This window comes from Streptomyces zaehneri (assembly GCF_032248645.1).
Taxonomy (GTDB): Bacteria; Actinomycetota; Actinomycetes; order Streptomycetales; family Streptomycetaceae; genus Streptomyces; species Streptomyces coriariae.
Map to the genome: position 1 here is coordinate 264,264 of NZ_JASTTJ010000002.1, position 18,702 is coordinate 282,965.

Below are 18,702 nucleotides of genomic sequence, written 5' to 3' on the forward strand. Positions count from 1 at the left end.
GCCTGATGTCCCCGCATGCCACCGGTCGGCGCCGCGTCCATCGTTGCGTCGCGGCAGGCGTACCGCTCGCCGTGCTGGCCGCGCTCGCCACCGCCGGACCGGCCGCCGCGGGCACTCCGGCCCAGGAGGCACACGTCACGCGGACCGCGACGCTCGGCGACATCCCGCTCGGGACGTTCAGCAACGCGCTGCTGCCCGGCACGGTGACCGACGACCGGGGCGTTAACCTCGGCGGCATGGGCAGCGACATCTTTCCTGCGGGCCGCAAGGGCGAGTTCTGGACGGTCACCGACCGGGGGCCCAACGGACAGATCAAGGTCGGCGGCACCAAGCGGCGGACATTCCCCGTGCCCGGGTTCGACCCGGCGATCGTGCGGATCCGGGTGTCCGGGGACACGGTGAAGGTGCTCCAGGCGATCCCGGTCACCACGCAGTCGGGGAAGCCCGTGACGGGCCTGCCGAACCAGGCCGGGCGCGACGAGGCGCCGTACTCCTACGACGCCCGAACGCCTGTGTCGTACAACCCGGACGGTCTGGACACCGAGGGCATCGTGCGCGCGGCGGACGGGAGTTTCTGGCTCGTCGACGAGTACGGACCCTCGCTGGTGCACGTCTCCGCGCGCGGGAAGGTGCTGACGCGTTACGTGCCACAGGGGCTGAAGCTCACGGGCAAGGACTACCCGGTGGTGGAGGCGCTGCCGGCCGTCCTGCTGCACCGGAAGATCAACCGTGGCTTCGAGGGGCTGGCCCGACTCCCGGGCGGTGACCTCGTCCTGGCGGTGCAGAGCCCGCTCTCGCTTCCGGACACGGACGCGGGAGAAGGATCGCGGACCACGCGTCTGCTGCGTTTCTCACCGAAGAAGAAGGCCGTCACCGCCGAGTACGCGTACCGCTTCGACCCGGTCGAGGTGGTCGACCCGAGCGAGGACGACACCTCCGAGCTCAAGATCTCCTCGCTGGTCGCCGTGGGCGGCGACCGGCTGCTCGTGGAGGAGCGCACCGACAAGGCCGCGCGGCTGCACCTGGTACGACTGAGCCGGGCGGCGAACATCCTGGGCGACCACTGGGACGACGACACGACGTCCCCCTCGCTGGAGCAGCTGGACGACCCCGCGGCCTCGGGAGTCCCGGTGCTGGCGAAGCGGCTGGCCGTCGATCTCGGCACGGTCGCCGGGGTGCCCGGGAAGATCGAGGGCGTCGCGCTGGTGGACCACTCCACGCTGGCCCTCATCAACGACAACGACTTCGGGATGACGGACGGCGCCGGCGCGTTCGACGCGCAGGGCAGGCTCGTCGACAGCGGCATCGAGACGACGGTCACCTACGTGCGGCTGCCGCGCGGCGTGTGAGCGACGGCGCCTCGGCCCGCGCGCGTGGCGCTGTGCGGCTGCCCCGCGCGCGTGACCGCTAGGGCAGGAGCTCCTCCAGGGACGGCAGCAGAGACTCGAGATCGCTCGGCAGATCGCTCGGCAACGCGGTCGGCAGTTGGCTCGGCAGTCGGGTGGGGAGCTGCGACGGCAGTTCGGTCGGCAAGCCGCTGGGCAGCTCGACCGGAAGACTGAAGGACGGGGCGGGAGTGGGGCCGCTGCCGGTGCTGTTGCCGACGTTCGGCTCTTCGGCCGGCGAATCGTCGCCTCTCATCAGCACGACGGCGATCACGGCCCCGGCGGTGACGAGCAGCGCGAGGACGACGAAGAGGGGGTTCCGCCGCCTTCCGGACCCGCCCGGCGGACCCGATGGTGGCGGCGACCAGCCGCCCCCGCCGGTCCCGTCGTCGGGTCCGTAGCCGGAGCGGGGCGGTCCGAAGCCGCCCGGAGGCGGCATGTCGCCCGGCGGTCCGGGCGGTCGAGGCGGTACGGGCGGCATGGCCATACCGTCCAGCGTCGCGGGGAACCGCTCGCGGCGCGAGCCCCGCACGGAAGTTGATACCGACTCATGCCATGGACCGCATGATTCCGGCGTACTCCGCGCGGAGACCGCTCGAAGCCGCACGAAGGAAGACCGAGCGACCGAGCGGACCGAGCGGACCGAGCGAAATCCGATCGTTCGACGGCACGCGTGTGTGCACGCTCACCGGCTGCACACACGCGTGCGTGCCGATTCAGCCGCGGGCACCCAGAAGGTGGTCCATGGCGAGCTGGTCGAGGTGCTCGAAGGCCATGCCGCGGGCGGCGGCCGTCTCGGCGTCGAAGTCCTCGAAGGCGGTGCGGTCGGCGAGCAGGCTCTCCAGGCCGTCGGCGGCGGTGGCCTGGGCGAGCTCGTCCAGGCGGGAGGCGCGCAGGGCCTCCTGGACCTCCGGGTCGCTGCGGAACGCGGCCGCACGCTCCTTGAGGATCAGGTAGTTGCGCATGCAGCCCGCGGCCGAGGCCCACACACCGTCGAGGTCCTCGGTGCGCGGCGGCTTGAAGTCGAAGTGCTTCGGGCCCGCGTAACCGGCGCTCTCCAGCAGGTCGACCAGCCAGAACGCGGAGCGCAGATCGCCGGCGCCGAAGCGCAGGTCCTGGTCGTACTTGATGCCGGACTGGCCGTTGAGGTCGATGTGGAAGAGCTTGTCCGCCCACAGCGCCTGGGCGATGCCGTGCGGGAAGTTCAGTCCGGCCATCTGCTCGTGGCCGACCTCGGGGTTCACGCCGTACAGCTCCGGGCGCTCCAGGCGCTCGATGAAGGCCAGGGCGTGGCCGACGGTCGGGAGCAGGATGTCGCCGCGCGGCTCGTTCGGCTTGGGCTCGATGGCGAACTTCAGGTCGTAGCCCTGGGAGGTCACGTACTCGCCGAGGAGGTCGAACGCCTCCTTCATGCGGTCGAGGGCCACCCGTACGTCCTTGGCGGCACCGGACTCCGCGCCCTCACGGCCGCCCCAGGCGACGTAGATCTTCGCGCCGAGCTCTACGGCCAGGTCGATGTTGCGGATCGTCTTGCGCAGGGCGTAGCGACGCACGTCACGGTCGTTCGCCGTGAACGCGCCGTCCTTGAAGACGGGGTGCGTGAAGAGGTTGGTGGTGGCCATCGGCACGGTCATGCCGGTGGTGTCCAGGGCCTGGCGGAAGCGCTTGATGTGCTCCTCGCGCTCGCTCTCGGAGGACCCGAAGGGGATCAGGTCGTCGTCGTGGAAGGTGACGCCGTAGGCGCCCAGCTCGGCCAGGCGCTGCACCGACTCGACCGGGTCCAGGGCACGCCGCGTGGCGTCACCGAACGGGTCCCTTCCCTGCCAGCCGACGGTCCACAGGCCGAAGGTGAACCTGTCATCGGGGGTGGGCTGGTAGCTCATGCTGCGGCTCCTTGCTTGAAGACTGTGTCGCTGCCTATTTCGTCATGGCAGTTTACAAATTAGTATGCGGACGCATCTCTGGGAAGACAGATCCCGCAGAGCCGCGGAAAAACTTGAGGGAGAACCCGATGTCAGCAGCCGAGGGTCCGCTCGTCGTCGGCGTGGACACGTCCACCCAGTCCACCAAGGCGCTGGTCGTCGACGCGGCGACCGGCCAGGTCGTCGCGAGCGGCCAGGCGCCGCACACGGTGACCTCCGGCGCCGGCCGCGAGAGCGACCCCCGTCAGTGGTGGGACGCCCTGCGCGAGGCCCTGCACCAGTGCGGTGACGCGGCCCGCGAGGCCGCCGCGGTGTCGGTCGGCGGGCAGCAGCACGGGCTCGTCACGCTGGACGAGCGCGGTGAGCCGGTGCGTCCGGCGCTGCTGTGGAACGACGTCCGCTCGGCCCCGCAGGCCCGTCGGCTGACCGAGGAACTGGGCGGAGCGAAGTTCTGGGCGGAACGCACCGGGTCCGTCCCGGCCGCGTCCTTCACGGTCACGAAGTGGGCCTGGCTTGCCGAGCACGAGCCGCAGGCCCTGCGCGCCACGAAGGCCGTACGCCTGCCGCACGACTACCTCACCGAGCGCCTCACGGGTGAGGGCACCACGGACCGCGGTGACGCCTCCGGCACCGGCTGGTGGGCCTCCGCGACCGAGTCGTACGACGCGGAGATCCTCGCCCACGTGGGACTCGACCCGGCGCTGCTGCCCCGCGTGGTGCGGCCCGGGGAAGTGGCGGGAACCGTACGCGACAGTCACGACCTGCCCTTCGCCAAGGGAACCCTGGTCGCCCCGGGCACCGGCGACAACGCCGCGGCGGCGCTGGGCCTCGGGCTGCTCCCCGGCACTCCCGTGCTGAGCCTCGGCACCTCGGGCACGGTGTACGCGGTGGCCAAGCGCCGCCCCGCCGACCCCACCGGCACCGTGGCCGGTTTCGCCGACGCGCACGGCGACTGGCTGCCCCTGGCCTGCACCCTGAACTGCACCCTCGCCGTCGACCGCGTCGCCGCCCTGCTGGGCCTGGACCGCGAGGCCGTGGAGCCCGCCGCGGACCTCACGCTGCTGCCCTACCTGGACGGCGAACGCACCCCGAACCTGCCGAACGCCTCGGGCCTCCTGCACGGCCTGCGCCACGACACGACCGCGGGCCAGCTGCTCCAGGCCGCCTACGACGGCGCCGTGCACTCCCTGCTCGGCGCGCTCGACCTGGTCCTCGACGAGGACGCGGACCGCTCGGCTCCCCTGCTGCTGATCGGCGGCGGCGCCCGGGGCACGGCCTGGCAGGAGACCGTGCGCCGGCTGTCCGGGCGGCCGGTCCAGGTGCCCGAGGCCAAGGAACTCGTCGCGCTGGGAGCCGCGGCCCAGGCGGCGGGCCTGCTGACCGGCGAGGACCCGGCCGCCGTCGCCCGCCGCTGGAACACCACCCGGGGTCCGGTGCTCGAGGCCGTCGAGCGGGACGAGACGACGCTCGCCAGGATCGCCGGGGTACTCTCCGACGCGGCCCCGCTGCTGGACCGGAGCACGGACGCCCACTGAGCATCGACGAATCGACGGAGGCATGACCGCACCGCTGCACGAGGCCCGGCCGACCGGCCCGGGGCGCGCACTGCCCGACACCCAGCAGGGCATGCGTCGCCGCAACCTGGCCCGGGTGATGCACGCCGTCAGCGCCGAGGGACCGCTCTCGCGCGCTGCGGTCGCCTCACGCATCGGCCTGACCCGGGCAGCGGTCTCGACCCTCGTCGACGAACTCATACGCACCGGACTGCTCGAGGAGCTGGGCCCCGAGCGGCCGGGCCGGGTGGGCCGCCCCGGTTCGGCGCTGGCGGTCAGCGGGCACGGTCCGGCGGGCATAGGCGCCGAGATCGGCGTCGACCACCTCGCGGCCTGCGCCGTCGACCTGCGCGGCGAGGTGCGGGCACGCGCCGTGCGGCACGGCACGAACCGGGGCCGCTCCCCCGAGCCGGTGGTCGCGGAACTGACCGGCCTCGTGCGCCGGGTGGTCGCCGAGGCCGAACGCGCGGGACTGTGGCCGGCCGGACTCGCCGTGGCCGTCCCCGGCCTGGTCGCCCGCGATGCCCGTACGGTCGTCCGCGCGCCCAACCTCGACTGGCAGGACGTCGACCTCGGCGCGTTGCTGCCCGGGGAGTTCGCGCTGACCGTGGACAACGAGGCAAACTTCGGCGGTCTGGCCGAACTCTGGCTCGGCGCGGACACTCCGGGAAACTTCCTGCACGTGTCGGCGGAGATCGGCATCGGCGCCGCGCTGGTCGTGGACGGCAGCCTGCTGCGCGGCACCCGCGGCTTCGCCGGCGAGCTGGGCCATGTGCCGGTGCACCCCGACGGACCGGAGTGCGGGTGCGGCGGGCGCGGCTGTCTGGAGCAGTACGCCGGCGAGGAGGCGGTGCTGCGGGCGGCCGGGCTGGAACCGGGCGAGGACCGCGTCGGACTCCTCGCGGGACGCGCCGCGGACGGCGACCCGGACGTCCGGCGGGCGCTGCGCGAGGCGGGAACGGCCCTCGGCATCGCGCTCACCGGGGCGCTCAATCTCCTGGACCCGGAGGGTGTCGTGCTCGGTGGCGCCCTGGCCGGGCTCGCGCCGTGGCTGCTGCCGTCGCTCGAGGCCGAGCTCTCCCGGCGTACGGCGGGCCCCGCCCGTCCGGTATCCGTCTCCCGGCTGGGTCCCGAGGGCCCGTTGCTGGGGGCCGCGCACTCGGTCGTGCGGGCCGTGCTGGACGACCCCGCGGCGGTGGCGGAGCGGGCCTGAGCTGACCAGTCGTGGGCCTGGCCGCCGACCCGGGACCGGGAGGCGTGAGCCTCGCAGGCCTCGGATCCGGCACCGCCGCCGGGCTCGCCGGTCGCGTCACAGGCCGGCATCCGCGCTCACAGCGGCCAGGGCGCCGATCGGATCGGGCCCGGAACTTCCCGTTCGGGTGAGCGAGTTGTCCACAGGCGCGCGCTCGTCCACCGAACCCCGGCGTGTCCTCCTGCCCCGCCCGCCTGCGCCGTAGCGTAATTCGTGCGGGACACGGCCGCCGAGTGGTGACGGCAGTGTCCGGCCGGTACGGGATCACGGGTTCGGCGAGTGGGACGCGTACCGGATCGACCGCACCCCGTACGCGCTCCGGTGCCGCCCGCCGGACGTCCGAGAACCAGAAAGGCGACACCTCTGTGGAACGAGCGAAATCCCTCCCCGGACGACGACGGATCCTGAAGGGCGCCGCCCTCGCCGCCGTTGCGTACGTTCTGCTGCCCGACGCACGGGCGGGCGCCCGGCCTCGGACCGTCGACTACCCGTCCGCCGAGTGGCAGCCCGCGAGCGACGCCAACCGGACGGCGGCGAACCGCCCCCTCACCCATTCCGTCGACCGCGTCGTCATCCATGTCACGCAGACCGTCTACGCCAAAACCCTGACCGTCTTTCAGAACCCGCGCAAGAAGGTGTCCGCCCACTACGTCGTGCGCTCCGTGGACGGTCGTGTGGCGCAGTGCGTGAGCGAGTCGGACATCGCCTGGCACGCGGGGAACTGGGGCTACAACACCCGCAGCATCGGTATCGAGCACGAAGGGTGGGTCGACAGACCCGCCTACTTCACCGACGCCCTCTACGAGGGGTCCGCCCGGCTGACGGCGTCGGTCTGCGACCGGTACGGCATCCCGAAGGACCGCGCGCACATCATCGGCCACTACGAGGTGCCGGGCACCGATCACACCGATCCCGGTCCGAACTGGGACTGGGGCCGCTACCTCGGACTCGTCGGCCGCGCCTGACCCGAACCGGACCACAAGCCGAACCGCAGACCGGACCTCAGACCGGATCGCGAGCGGATCGTCTTCTTCGGAGTGACGTCGTCCAAACGGTTGTCGGTCCGCGTACCCGGCGTGACGATGTCCCCAGCCCTATCGCCTTCCGGGAGGACGAGTTGACCGATCCCTGGGTGGCCCTCGAATCGGGCGCCGACCCCGCCGAACGGGTGCGGGTCCTGCGCCGGGCGCACGAGACGTTCACCGAGGCGGGCACCGTGCCGCGGCCGGTGCGCTCCGTCGTGGCCGACTCCTGGCGGCGCTCCGCGCGGGCCGGCGTCGGTCCCGACGGCACGGCGAGCGTCGAGCTGACCGACGGCGATCTCGGCACCTACCGGTCCGAGCATCCGCTGGCGCGGGTGATGCCGCTGTTCCGTGAGCTGATGGGCACGTTCGCGGCCGACGGCGAGCATCTGCTGGCGGTGTGCGACGCACACGGCAGGCTGCTGTGGGTCGAGGGGCACGCGGCGACCCGGCGGCAGGCGGGGCGGATGAACTTCGTGCCGGGTGCGCGATGGGCGGAGAGCGCGGTCGGGACGAACGCGCCGGGCACCGCGGTCGCCCTGGACCGGCCGGTGCAGGTGTTCGCGGCCGAGCACTTCATCCGGCGGGTGCAGCCATGGACGTGCGCCGCCGCGCCGGTGCACGATCCGCGGACCGGGCGGGTGCTGGGCGCCGTGGACATCACGGGCGGGGACGGCCTGGCGCATCCGCACAGCCTCGGCTTCGTGCAGGCGGTCGCGCGGGCCGCGGAGGCCCACCTGGCGCTGCTCGCCCCGGAGCGGCCCGCAAGCGACGCACCACGGCTGACCGTGCTCGGCCGGGACGAGGCGCGTCTGGTCACCGGCGGCCGTGACCTCAGGCTGAGCCGTCGGCACAGCGAGATCCTGGTGCTGCTGGCCCGCCGTCCCGAGGGCCTGACGGGCGACGAGCTGCTGTGCGCGCTGTACGAGGACGAGTCGGTCCCCCCGGTGACGCTGCGGGCCGAACTCGCCCGGCTGCGCGGGGTGCTCGGCCCCGGGCTGCTGGCCTCGCGCCCCTACCGGCTCACCGTCGCGTGCGAGTCGGACGTCGCCGTCGTCGAACGAAGGCTGGCGGCCGGTGCGGTCACGGCGGCCGCGACGGCCTACGCCGGGCCGCCGCTGCCGTCCTCGCAGGCTCCGGCGGTGTCACGGCTCAGACGCCGCCTCGCCGAGGGTCTGCGCGCCGCGCTGATCGCCCGCGGCGACCCCGATCTGCTGGCGGACTGGGCGCACGCGCCATGGGGCGAGGACGACCTGGACGTGTGGCGGGCGCTCGCGGCGGCCCGCCCGACGGCCGCGATACGGGCTCGCCTCGCGTCCCTCGAGTCGGAGCTGACGGCACCGTCCGGCCGGCCGCACCCGTAGGCCGGGCCAGGCGTCCGCAGTCGAGCCGTCAGTAGTCCCTACGTTGTTGTACGGGACGAGCGAGCCATTCGTAGGGTTGGCTCACCCAGGGGTGCCGGGTGCGGCTCTCAGTAGTCGAGGCGTCGGCACGCGAGGTGCGGCAGGCGAGGTGTGCCGGCGGGCACCGCAACGTGGATGCAACGTCCGCCTGCCTAGCCTCCCGCGGAGAGCTGCCCAACGGCGGGCAGCGCTGCTGAGGGAGGCAGAGCAGGATGACCCGTTACGCGGCGCCCGGCACCGAGGGCGCGATCGTCTCCTACCAGACGCGTTACGACCACTTCATCGGCGGCGAATACGTGCCCCCGGCGCGGGGGCAGTACTTCGACAACCCGTCTCCGGTGAACGGCGAGACGTTCACCGAGGTGGCGCGCGGCACGGAGGAGGACGTGGAGCGGGCACTCGACGCGGCGCACGCGGCCGCGCCGGGGTGGGGCCGCACCTCGGCGACCGAGCGCTCCGACATCCTGCTGAAGATCGCCGACCGGATGGAGGCGCATCTGGAGCCCCTGGCGGTCGCGGAGAGCTGGGAGAACGGCAAACCCGTCCGCGAGACGCTGGCGGCGGACATCCCGCTTGCCATCGACCACTTCCGCTACTTCGCCGGCGCGGTGCGGGCCCAGGAGGGTTCGCTCAGCGAGGTCGACGACGACACGGTGGCGTACCACTTCCACGAGCCGCTGGGCGTCGTCGCGCAGATCATCCCGTGGAACTTCCCGATCCTGATGGCCACCTGGAAGCTCGCGCCGGCACTCGCCGCGGGCAACACGGTGGTCATCAAGCCCGCCGAACAGACCCCGGCCTCGCTGCACTACTGGATGAGTCTGGTCGCGGATCTGCTCCCGCCGGGCGTGGTGAACATCGTCAACGGCTTCGGCGAGGAGGCTGGCAAGCCGCTCGCGTCCAGCCCTCGGGTGGCGAAGATCGCCTTCACGGGCGAGACGTCAACGGGGCGGCTGATCATGCAGTACGCCTCACAGAACCTCAAGCCCGTCACCCTGGAGCTCGGCGGCAAGTCGCCGAACATCTTCTTCGACGACGTGTGGGAGAAGGACGACGACCTCCGCGACAAGGCCCTCGAAGGCTTCACCATGTTCGCGCTGAACCAGGGCGAGGTCTGCACCTGTCCGTCGCGCGGGCTGATCCAGCGCGGCAACTACGGCGACTTCCTTCAGGCGGCCGTCGCCCGCACCGAGCTCATCAAGCCCGGCCACCCCCTCGACACGGACACGATGATCGGCGCGCAGGCGTCCGGCGACCAGCTCGCGAAGATCCTCTCCTACATCGACATCGGCCGGAAGGAGGGCGCGAAGATCCTCACCGGCGGCGAACGCGCCCAGTATGACGGCGAGTTGAAGGGCGGCTACTACGTCCAGCCGACGATCTTCGAGGGTGACAACCGTATGCGGATCTTCCAGGAGGAGATCTTCGGTCCGGTCGTCTCGGTGGCCTCGTTCGACGACTTCGACGACGCCATCAAGATCGCCAACGACACGTCGTACGGCCTCGGGGCCGGCGTGTGGACGCGGGACATCAACACGGCGTACCGCGCGGGCCGGTCCATCCAGGCGGGTCGCGTCTGGACGAACTGTTACCACGCGTACCCGGCACACGCCGCCTTCGGCGGCTACAAGCAGTCGGGCATCGGCCGCGAGACGCACAAGATGATGCTGGAGCACTACCAGCAGACGAAGAACCTGCTGGTGAGCTACTCGCCGAAGAAGCTGGGCTTCTTCTAGAGGCATGCGAAAAGGCGCCTGACCTGGGTTTTCACCCGTCAGGCGCCCTTCGTGCAACCCGTTCTCGACCGGGCCCGGCTTGCGTGCTGCAAACTCCTAACGAAATGAGTGCGGGGCGACGGTCGGTTGTGCGTCAGTGATCGTTGTTGTCGCCGGACAGCCCCAGGGCGACGGTGCGTGCTCCCGGCGTGAATCCGGCGATGGTGTGTTCCCAGTGCTCGCCGGGCCAGTGGTACGTCACCGGCCTTCGGCAGGGCGGTAGTGGGCCGTGTACACGGTGCCCAGCCAGTGGTCGTACGCGCGCTGGTACAACGGTGGTCGCAGCATCGCCGAGACATCGATTCCCGCCGCCCGTACGGCGGCCAGCCGGGCCTGTCCGGGTGGTTCGTTCCTGCTCGTCCGGCACCGGCAGGTGCTGGTGGTTGGCGGCGCAGGAGTCCGGTGCCTCGGTCATCGGAATGTCGGGGCCCACGTGAACCGTCACGCTCCGGTCCGGGTCGACGAGAGTGACGTTCTGCGGGATCGCGACGGGCAGGGTGCGTAATCCGCCGACCGCCTCGTCGACGGTCCGGCAGGTCTCCAAGAGGTAGCGCAGCACGAGGGGCATGGCGAATCCCGGTCCGTGGACGAACCGTCCGCCGAAGGTGAGCGACACCGCGAGGCCGGCGTCATTCATGCCGTCCAGCAGGCCCCACCCCGCCTCCTGCATGCCGACCACGGGGCGCAGGAAGCGGGAGGAGACGATGATGCCTTCGCAGTGGTCGGGAGCGAAGTCGTAGTTTCTGAGCAGCGTGCCCTCGTGGCCGATCTGGGTACAGCCAGAAAAGAACGGCCGCACGGTCGCCATGGTGAGAAGCGTCTTGGCCTGAGGAGATTTCAGTTGTTCCGCGAGTCGGTCGAGCACGGGGACCAGCTCGGGCATGTGCGTTTCGAAGAGTTGTCGGGCCTGCGCTGCCCCCTCGGGGGTCCGGCCCTCATCGGTCAGCCAGTCCTCCGGCTTCGCCATGGCTGAACGGACATGCGCAGCACACCGACCGTCTGCGCCGTCACCAATCTCAATGGCATGGAACGTCTTGACGTAGTGGCCCATGACGTAGGACCCAACTGAATTTCATGCCCACTTTTCAAGGCACGCAGGCGTCGCCAGCAGATGAGTGCGCATCCCAGGGTGAGGAACGCTTCGTGGATGTCGTCGCGGATCTCCCAGCGGATCCGCAGACGGCGGAACCAGTGCAGGTGAGCGAACGCGCGCTCTACGACCCAGCGTTGGGCGCCGAGTCCGGAGCCGTGTTCGGTGCCCCGGCGGGCGATCAGCGGTTTCACGCCGAGGCCCCAAACGAGTCGGCGGTACTTGTCGTGATCGTAGCCGCGGTCACCGAGTACCGCGTCCGGTCGGCGTCGGGGCCGACCACGTTTGCCCCGCACTGGCGGCACGGCCTGGAGTAGTGGAATCAGCTGGGTGACGTCGTTGCGGTTGCCGCCGGTCAGGGTGACGGCGAGCGGGATGCCGGTGGCGTCGGTGATCAGGTGGTGTTTGCTGCCCGTCCTGCCCCGGTCGACAGGGCTGCGTCCGGTCTTGACTCCCCCTTTAACGCCCGGATGTGGGAGCCGTCGACCGCCGCCTGAGAGAAGTCCAAGGCGTTCGCAGCACGGAGTTCGGCGAGGAGGATCTCGGGCAGCCGGGACCACACGCCGACCTCGGTCCACTCGGCCAGGCGGCGCCAGCAGGTCATACCCGAGCCGAAGCCGAGTTCCTGCGGCAGGTGTTCCCAGGCGATCCCGGTGTGCAGTACGAACAGGATGCCCTGGAACACCAGCGGGACCGACGCTCAACCCTGGGCAACAGCGGCTCGATCACCGCCCACAACTCGTCATCGACTTCCCACGGCTTCGACCGAGCCACCCCACACCCCCGGATCAACGTTCCCGGGGTGATCCAACCACCGCGAAGATCATTTCGTTAGGAGTTCTTACTGCACCCGACTCAGACTCGAAGAGGCCCGCTGGCGCGCGTCGACGCTGGCCAACTCAGCGAGGCGGTGTCGCCCGGGCTGGGCACGGGGAACGCGCGGTTGATGACGCTGCTGGTGCAGCTCGGGGTGGTGGCGGTGACGGGGCCGCTGAATCTGCGGCTGCCCCGGTTTGTCGGCTGAGACGCGGGCGCTCGGCCGAGAGCTGAGCGGGGCAGGCCGCGCCCGGTACGGCAGCAGGGCCCGGACCACGTGTCGCGGTCCGGGCCCTGCCCCGTGCGGTGCCGCCCTGCGGTGGCGGTGCGTCAGCTCTGTGCGGTGTTGTCGCCCGTCTGCCCGGCGCCCTCGGCAGTGCCTGCCTTCTCGCGCATCTTGCGCACCAGCTCCGCCTTCTGGTCGGCGGCACCCTGGCGGTCGAGGTTGCGGTGCGGACCGTTGTTCTGCCGTTCGGCGCGGGACAGCTTCTTGCGCTGGCCGCCGCCCATGCCAACGGGGTTGTTGATGTTCTTGCTCACGGGTTCTCCCGGAATGTTATGAAGTGATCTACGGATTCATCGGAGGGGGACGGGCACGGCGACGTCGAAGGACGTCAGCAGGGGCCCATCACGCTCTCACTCGTAAATCGGCGTCTGGAAGAACATGAGCAAGACGTTACCTGGTCCCGTCGGCTCCGCATACCAAGTTTTCGCCGTCCCGGCGTCGGCCGGGCCTTCGGTGAGCGCCCAGGGGCAGCCGTTTCCTTCCAGAGCCAGCGGGGGCTCTGCAGCGCCATTCCTGTCACGCCCTTGCCACGCTGAAGCGGAGCGAAGAACGTGGCCCGGCTCGCGTTACGGGCTCACGAATACGGCTGCTTGTCCGGTGCTTCCGCAGGCCCGTCGGCGACTTGCTCAATGAGCCGTCGCCGGTCCTTCGGCCCGGAGTCGTAGGCATCCATGCCTACGGCGGCCAAGGGATGAAGGGGATCTGTCTCGAGATCGTCGTGCAGGCGCAGCAGTACATGGTCGTCACCGACCAGGCAGTCGGTGTACGGAAGGGTGTGCGACAGCAGGCGGGCGAAATCGTCGCAAGCCGCCCGGACGTCCACCCTGTCGAGGCCGAGCCAGACGTGCAGCGTGCCGTCCTGAACCGTCAGCTCGACATCGATGCGGGTATCGGCCGCCTCGGCGGCTTCGCCGCCCCACTTCAGGGTCTCGTCCAGCGCGCCGAGGTGGATGGGGAGCGGACGGAAGACCTCCTGACGCATGTCGTCGCGGACCGTGACACCGGTGGCCGGGGCCTGATCGCGCCACCAGTCCTGCACGACGTCGCGAACGGAGGCGGCCTGCGGCCCGCTGCTCAGCGCTCGCCGTACGGCGTCCGCCGCGTTTCGCCGAACCACGGAAGGCTGGAACGCTTCTGCGACCGCGAGGACCAGAACGGGCTCGCCCTGCTCATCACAAACGAGGCCGGCTTGTGGCGCCCCAGGCAACGCAGGATGCCCACCAGGGACGAGGAGTTCCGGATCCACCACGGCCGCGAACTGAGCGGCACCTTGCTGTGGGCCGGCGGTTCCTTCCCGGACAACAACCGAGTGCTGCGGGGCGCCTACATGCTCACCTGGCGTCCATACACCCAGCTGGAGGGCCCAAATAGCGAGTTCCGCTGCCTCGCGGTGTTCATCACTCCGAACGGAGCGCAGCCCCAGCCGCCACACGAGGCGTGACCAGCAGACTGCCTCGCATGTCATTGACGGTCCGGCGGCAGCTTGCAATGGCGGCCCCCCTTGCGGGTGACCATGAGCATGTCTGGACAAGTCGCCTCGGCTGTCCGACCAAACTGCCATGCTTCCAGGATGGCCAGTAAGAATAGGGGGCGCCGAGAGCGACCCGTCGCACCAGTGCGACAAGGCGATCCGAATAGGGAACCCGCGGAATCCCTGTGGACGAAGACACGCTCTGGGGCGCGGGCCGGTCGCGGATTTCACTACCAGGATGCCGTCGGAGCATGGCTGTGCGGCCGGGTCCTATCCGGCCGACTCGTCGTCGATCGCATCATCCCCGAAGGTTTTGAGGACCTCTCTTGCGCGGGCCCTACATCCTGGCATATCCAGGTAAAATCCCGTCAGGAACGGGTCGGCGATTTCACTGCTGCCGAGGTGGCCGGGCATCTCGTCTCCATGGCCAAGGCGCATGCCAAGCGGAAAGCAGCGGGAGTGACCGACCGTGCGATCCTCATTCTCGAACGGCCAGTGGCAGGAGAACTGTTCACCGACTGGGATCGTCCGTTGAGTGCTCTCCCAACAGACCATCCTGTACTGTGGGAATTCGACACGAAGGCTGCAAAAGCCGGTCTGAACAGGGATGAGATCGACGCCTGGCGCAAGGTTGTCAGCCTCTACGTACTGCCATGGGGTGCCGCTGCAGAGGAAACCCGGACCGCGGTGGTACACCGCTTCGGGCTGCTTCCTGCGGCTGCCGATCCTATTGTGCTGGCCCTACGCGATGAGGTGGCAGGCCACGCCGATGTCAACGCAGAGGCAAGTCTGCGTGAGGCGGCCGAGCTCACCCGAACAGGCATCGAGCGCATCGCCCAGGAGGTCGTGGAAACCATCGATCGCGAGTCGCTGGAAGAAGCCCTGTCGTCAGGTGCCTGCGAGCCGGTGGACTTCGACCGACCGCTTCTACCGACCGGCTTCTACGAAGGCATCGACGTGCAGCCCGGCCATATCGCGGCCGGCCTGCCCGCACCCAGGCAGGCTCTAACCGGCCAGGTGGTAACGGCGATCGACCGCGAGGAGAGCATCCTCATCATCGGCCCGTCAGGAGTGGGCAAGTCGACGGTCATGTGGACGGCCGCCTACGTGACCAGGCATGTGCTCTGGTATCGGATCAGGCGCCTCCGAGACGGGGACACCGCCTCGTTGGTACGGCTGGCAAGAGCGTTGAAGCCCTCGACGCGCTCGCCGGTCGGATTCGTGGTGGACGGTATCGGGATCGGCTCGGCCGAGGCTTGGGACGCGCTTCAGCATGAACTCGCCCCGATTCCCGGCGTCCTGCTGTTGGGTTCTGTACGCAGTGAGGACTTGTTGCCGCTGCGGAGCCGGACCAGGTGTACGCAGATCACAGTGACACTCGACGAGGACGTCGCGAAGGAGATCCACACCGGGCTGACCGCGTCCGCTGCCACGACAACACCGCACTGGCGGGAGGCATACGAGGCAGCCGACGGTCTGACTCTGGAGTTCACCCACCTTCTCACCAAAGGACGGCGGCTCTCGGATGTTCTCTCAGAGCAGGTCGACCGGCGAGTGGTCGAAGGACGACAGACAGAGCTCGACATTCTGGCCAGGATTTCGGTGGCCCATCGATGGGGCACTGATCTGCCGGTCCGGGTGCTCCAGCAGCAACTCGGAGTCCAGGACGCGGAACTCCGCGCCGCGCTCTCGCGTCTGCTCCACGAGCACCTCGTCCAGGAGCGGTTGGGTCATCTGTCCGGGCTCCACCAGCTGCGCTCAGGCAGATTGGCGGATGCCGTACACGCAGTGCCGCCGCCTGTACTGGACGAGACCGTGATCGCGGTCATGCGGATGCTGGCAGACGAACAGCTTCAGCCGTTCGTGGCCGGCGTCCTCACGGAGTGCCCCGACCTCGATTCCGTCGTACTGGACCAGATAGTCGTCGAACTCGGGCAAAGGCACGGAACAGCCGCGGTCACCGGCGTCCTCCAGGCCCTCCGGCTGGTCGATTTCACCCGTTACGCCACTGACTGGAAGCGGATCCTCGACCGGCATCAAGTATCGCTCGCACACCGTCGAACCCTTCTGCAGTTCGCGCTGCTCGACGGGGATCCACTGCCCGACCTGCAACCCGAGATCGCCGCGGCCACGGCCGAGATCCGGGCGTACCGTCCGCTGCGCTCACCGCTGCGCGACACCCTGGTGGAACGGCTCGGAACTGCCCAGTTGGCCCACCGTCTTGCACGGTGCGCGGAACCGGCCGAGGCGCAGAGGGTCCTGGCCGTCCTGACCGGATCAGATCTGGATCTCACGAACTGGCCTCCGACACTCGCGGACTCAGCGTTCGGCCGACTTCTCACCGGTTCATCGATCGAGTCGCTGGGGGACCTTCTCACAGCGGCGCGAGCTGTGTCGTTGGATCTGGCGAACGGCCTGCTGGAACTCGTGGGCGGAGAAGAGACTGTCCTGACGAGACTGAGAGCCCACTTTCCGTGGTTGTACGAGGTAGCCGTCGTAGAGCGGGAAGGACGACAGATCGCGTACGCCCGTCTCCTGCACGTGTCCGATCGGGCTCAGCCGGAGGCGGAACAAGCGGTCCGGGCCTTCGGGCGGATCCTGCTGCGCTGCCTCCCGCACTGCGAAAGCGTGGACGTTCAGAGCCTGCTGCCTGGTGGCATTCCCCGGGCCTTCGGTGACTTCACAGCTGGGATCAGCCGTCTGGAGCGTCAGTACGATCGCTCGCCGACCCAGGTGGCGTGGATTCGCGCGCAGAGCCTGATCGCCACCACCCTGGCCGGCACCACCGACCGGACCAGCAGAGCCGCTGCCGCAAACGCCCTGCTCCCTAAGCTGTACAAATACTTGACTGATTTGACCCGAGTCTGGCTCACCGGCCGCAGTCAGCCCCGGGACATCGCCATGCTTCAGACGATGCAGGCTGACCTGTACAAGCAGGCCACCTCGCTGACACTGCCCATGGACGGTACCCACCTGTCCTCACTGCCTGCCGACGATGCGGTCCCGGGTGACGGAGCGGACCACTTGCAACTGCTTGCACACGGGATCGCAGACAATCTGACACGAAGGATCGCGGATCCCGAGCAGTACCGATCACTCGCCGGGTACGCCCGAGACTCGCTGAGGAAAAGCGCGTTGGGCGTACGGGACGCGGAACAATGGCACCTCATCGACCAGGAACCACCAGCTGTCCTAGACCAGATGACGAAAGCTCTCACCGACCTTCACGCCGTTCTCGCGGAGCTTGCCTGGGGCACCGTCGGCCTAAAGGCCATCAGAACCGCGGCACGATCGGGACCATCTGCTTTCGCTCTCGCCCGGGCGGCGGACCTTGCCCGCGCCGCCGCCAGCGCCCGAGCGTCCGTCGTACAGCAGCAACTCCAGGTCGACGCCGAGACCGCAGGACTCTCCGTTGAGCTCTACGCCCGCCCTCTCGCCGACCCCGACGCGACGGAATGGCCGGCCGTTGAGTCGGCGGTGGGCGTGTACCTCGACGACGTCATCGGATGGTCGGCGGCGGTGAAAGAACTGAGCGCCTTGATGCACCACGATCATGTATCGCAGGGCTACCGAGGACCCGTCCTTCTCGTGCCACTCGTCGAAGGCAGACCGGTCCGCCTCCTGGCTCGGCAGCTCCAGACCACCACGTTGTGGCCGGGAGTCGACCTCTTCGACACTTGGATTACGGCCTTTCCCGAGGCACACCCGACCCCGCTCACCAACGCGGTCATCGACGCCCACCAGGCTCTTCAATGCCTCTCCGGCCTGGTGTACCTGGCAACTTTGCGGAATACCACTCCTCTGCACCAGAGCGTCGCCGACGAAGCTGCGACGCGATTCCATGAGGCACACCGCATCATCGCGGAATTCCGTCCCGGAGACCCCGTCATCAGTACGATCGTGGACTTCCTCGGCTCCCTGGCTCGCCGGGTGCAGAGCGAAATCGACGAAGATGTGGCGATCCGAGACCTGGGAGTCCCCAATCTTGCTGTCGCGCTTGCTGAAGGTGTCACCGGCCAACCAGCCGATGACTACCAGGAGTTGGAATTCCTGATCACGGTCGCCCTGCAATGGGACATTTCCACCGAACGGGCGGCACAACTCCTTGCCGCAGCCGATGATTGAAGCACCTGTGTCGAGCGGCGCGAACACACACTCTGCTCTGCTGCAGGGTCTGATCTTCATTGAGGCGAGGCAGTGAACAGTCCGGTACGGACGAACCAATACGCGGGACGCTTTGCCCGGTGCGGCGCAGACGTCGCGACAGAGGCCGACGTGCTGCTCCGCAGTGTGTGGGGTGGCTGGGTGACCTACCACCCGTCTCACGCCCCGACGCCCGACCCGGACGGCACCACGTCGGACACGTCCGCGATGCGCTCCAATTAGAGGGACGGGGAGTGCGAGACCTGTGGCTCGGTCGTTCCGGCTTGGCACTCACGCGCGCGCCTCGGCACCGTGGCCTTCACATGAAGAGCGCTCGGCCAGCGCCGAGGCCCCTGTTGGCTCGCGCCGCAGCATGCTGGCGGGCTTGTTGGGTCGCCCACGCTGCAAAGCGCCCGACGGAGGAAGGCGGGTGTGCCAAGATCCGGACCAGGTGCGGACCGGCTGAGGTGCTCCCTTGCGTCGTCCGCAGCGGTGCGAAGTGACGAAGAAATGCGGACGACGTCGGGCGCCGGACGTGATCACACGGCGGCATGCTCGCGGGTTGTTTCAAGGTTGGTCCTCTT

Annotated in this window: 14 protein-coding genes and 1 pseudogene; 8 read left to right on the forward strand and 7 right to left on the reverse strand. The window is 69.5% G+C overall.

Going from position 1 to position 18,702, the window contains the following annotated elements; all coding sequences use genetic code 11:
• The first annotated feature begins 5 nt into the window (after positions 1-5).
• Entirely contained in the window at positions 6-1,349 is a 1,344-nt protein-coding gene (locus QQM72_RS04045; RefSeq protein WP_314219373.1) for an esterase-like activity of phytase family protein, read from the forward strand.
• Positions 1,350-1,407: 58 nt separating this feature from the next.
• On the opposite strand, the gene QQM72_RS04050 is transcribed toward QQM72_RS04045, so the two are convergent.
• Complete coding sequence (locus tag QQM72_RS04050; protein ID WP_314219374.1) at positions 1,408-1,872, reverse strand: hypothetical protein; 465 nt, start codon at positions 1,870-1,872, stop codon at positions 1,408-1,410.
• Positions 1,873-2,101: 229 nt separating this feature from the next.
• On the reverse strand, positions 2,102-3,268 hold the full coding sequence (gene xylA / locus QQM72_RS04055) for a xylose isomerase (RefSeq protein WP_314219375.1): 1,167 nt from the start codon (positions 3,266-3,268) through the stop codon (positions 2,102-2,104).
• 128 nt (positions 3,269-3,396) lie between these two features.
• On the opposite strand from xylA, the gene xylB reads away from it, so the two are divergent.
• The 5 genes from xylB to exaC all read left to right on the forward strand — a co-directional run bounded on the left by xylB (position 3,397) and on the right by exaC (position 10,273).
• Positions 3,397-4,842: a xylulokinase gene (gene xylB, locus QQM72_RS04060; RefSeq protein WP_314219376.1), complete on the forward strand. Its 1,446-nt coding sequence runs from the start codon at positions 3,397-3,399 to the stop codon at positions 4,840-4,842.
• 22 nt (positions 4,843-4,864) lie between these two features.
• Positions 4,865-6,073, forward strand: a complete 1,209-nt coding sequence (locus QQM72_RS04065) for an ROK family transcriptional regulator (protein ID WP_314219377.1) — start codon at positions 4,865-4,867, stop codon at positions 6,071-6,073.
• A gap of 404 nt (positions 6,074-6,477) precedes the next feature.
• Positions 6,478-7,077 carry an N-acetylmuramoyl-L-alanine amidase gene (locus QQM72_RS04070; RefSeq protein WP_314219378.1) on the forward strand — a complete coding sequence of 200 codons (600 nt, stop codon included), beginning with the start codon at positions 6,478-6,480 and terminating at the stop codon, positions 7,075-7,077.
• Positions 7,078-7,229: 152 nt separating this feature from the next.
• The gene (locus QQM72_RS04075) at positions 7,230-8,498 is read left to right on the forward strand and encodes a GAF domain-containing protein (protein ID WP_314219379.1); all 1,269 of its coding nucleotides are present in this window, start codon (positions 7,230-7,232) and stop codon (positions 8,496-8,498) included.
• A 251-nt stretch (positions 8,499-8,749) separates the two neighbouring features.
• Entirely contained in the window at positions 8,750-10,273 is a 1,524-nt protein-coding gene (gene exaC, locus QQM72_RS04080; protein ID WP_314219380.1) for an acetaldehyde dehydrogenase ExaC, read from the forward strand.
• Between the two features lie 133 nt (positions 10,274-10,406).
• Here the strand turns inward: exaC and QQM72_RS04085 are convergent, their stop codons facing one another.
• The 4 genes and pseudogenes from QQM72_RS04085 to QQM72_RS04100 form a co-directional block, all read right to left on the reverse strand.
• A complete protein-coding gene (locus QQM72_RS04085) occupies positions 10,407-11,363 on the reverse strand; it encodes a C45 family peptidase (RefSeq protein ID WP_314219381.1) in 957 nt (318 codons plus the stop codon).
• Between the two features lie 41 nt (positions 11,364-11,404).
• A pseudogene (locus QQM72_RS04090) lies at positions 11,405-12,176 on the reverse strand (IS5 family transposase); the annotation flags it as partial.
• 372 nt (positions 12,177-12,548) lie between these two features.
• Complete coding sequence (locus tag QQM72_RS04095) at positions 12,549-12,758, reverse strand: DUF6243 family protein (RefSeq protein WP_093896585.1); 210 nt, start codon at positions 12,756-12,758, stop codon at positions 12,549-12,551.
• A 320-nt stretch (positions 12,759-13,078) separates the two neighbouring features.
• Positions 13,079-13,543, reverse strand: a complete 465-nt coding sequence (locus QQM72_RS04100) for a hypothetical protein (RefSeq protein ID WP_314219382.1) — start codon at positions 13,541-13,543, stop codon at positions 13,079-13,081.
• 174 nt (positions 13,544-13,717) lie between these two features.
• Here QQM72_RS04100 and QQM72_RS04105 point away from each other — a divergent pair, with 174 nt between their 5' ends.
• Positions 13,718-13,945, forward strand: a complete 228-nt coding sequence (locus tag QQM72_RS04105; protein ID WP_314219383.1) for a hypothetical protein — start codon at positions 13,718-13,720, stop codon at positions 13,943-13,945.
• A gap of 300 nt (positions 13,946-14,245) precedes the next feature.
• On the opposite strand, the gene QQM72_RS04110 is transcribed toward QQM72_RS04105, so the two are convergent.
• A complete protein-coding gene (locus QQM72_RS04110; protein ID WP_314219384.1) occupies positions 14,246-14,389 on the reverse strand; it encodes a hypothetical protein in 144 nt (47 codons plus the stop codon).
• Positions 14,390-14,398: 9 nt separating this feature from the next.
• Here QQM72_RS04110 and QQM72_RS04115 point away from each other — a divergent pair, with 9 nt between their 5' ends.
• Positions 14,399-18,100 carry a hypothetical protein gene (locus QQM72_RS04115; RefSeq protein ID WP_314219385.1) on the forward strand — a complete coding sequence of 1,234 codons (3,702 nt, stop codon included), beginning with the start codon at positions 14,399-14,401 and terminating at the stop codon, positions 18,098-18,100.
• Positions 18,101-18,702 lie beyond the last annotated feature (602 nt).

Excerpts from the sequence above, each read along its gene's own strand:
- QQM72_RS04110 (WP_314219384.1), bottom strand. The coding sequence starts at position 14,389 with ATGCCCGGCCACCTCGGCAGCAGTGAAATCGCCGACCCGTTCCTGACG.
- QQM72_RS04105 (WP_314219383.1), top strand. The coding sequence starts at position 13,718 with ATGCCCACCAGGGACGAGGAGTTCCGGATCCACCACGGCCGCGAACTG.
- exaC (WP_314219380.1), top strand. The coding sequence starts at position 8,750 with ATGACCCGTTACGCGGCGCCCGGCACCGAGGGCGCGATCGTCTCCTAC.
- xylB (WP_314219376.1), top strand. The coding sequence starts at position 3,397 with ATGTCAGCAGCCGAGGGTCCGCTCGTCGTCGGCGTGGACACGTCCACC.
- QQM72_RS04065 (WP_314219377.1), top strand. The coding sequence starts at position 4,865 with ATGACCGCACCGCTGCACGAGGCCCGGCCGACCGGCCCGGGGCGCGCA.
- QQM72_RS04115 (WP_314219385.1), top strand. The coding sequence starts at position 14,399 with ATGGCCAAGGCGCATGCCAAGCGGAAAGCAGCGGGAGTGACCGACCGT.
- QQM72_RS04085 (WP_314219381.1), bottom strand. The coding sequence starts at position 11,363 with ATGGGCCACTACGTCAAGACGTTCCATGCCATTGAGATTGGTGACGGC.
- xylA (WP_314219375.1), bottom strand. The coding sequence starts at position 3,268 with ATGAGCTACCAGCCCACCCCCGATGACAGGTTCACCTTCGGCCTGTGG.
- QQM72_RS04050 (WP_314219374.1), bottom strand. The coding sequence starts at position 1,872 with ATGGCCATGCCGCCCGTACCGCCTCGACCGCCCGGACCGCCGGGCGAC.
- QQM72_RS04045 (WP_314219373.1), top strand. The coding sequence starts at position 6 with ATGTCCCCGCATGCCACCGGTCGGCGCCGCGTCCATCGTTGCGTCGCG.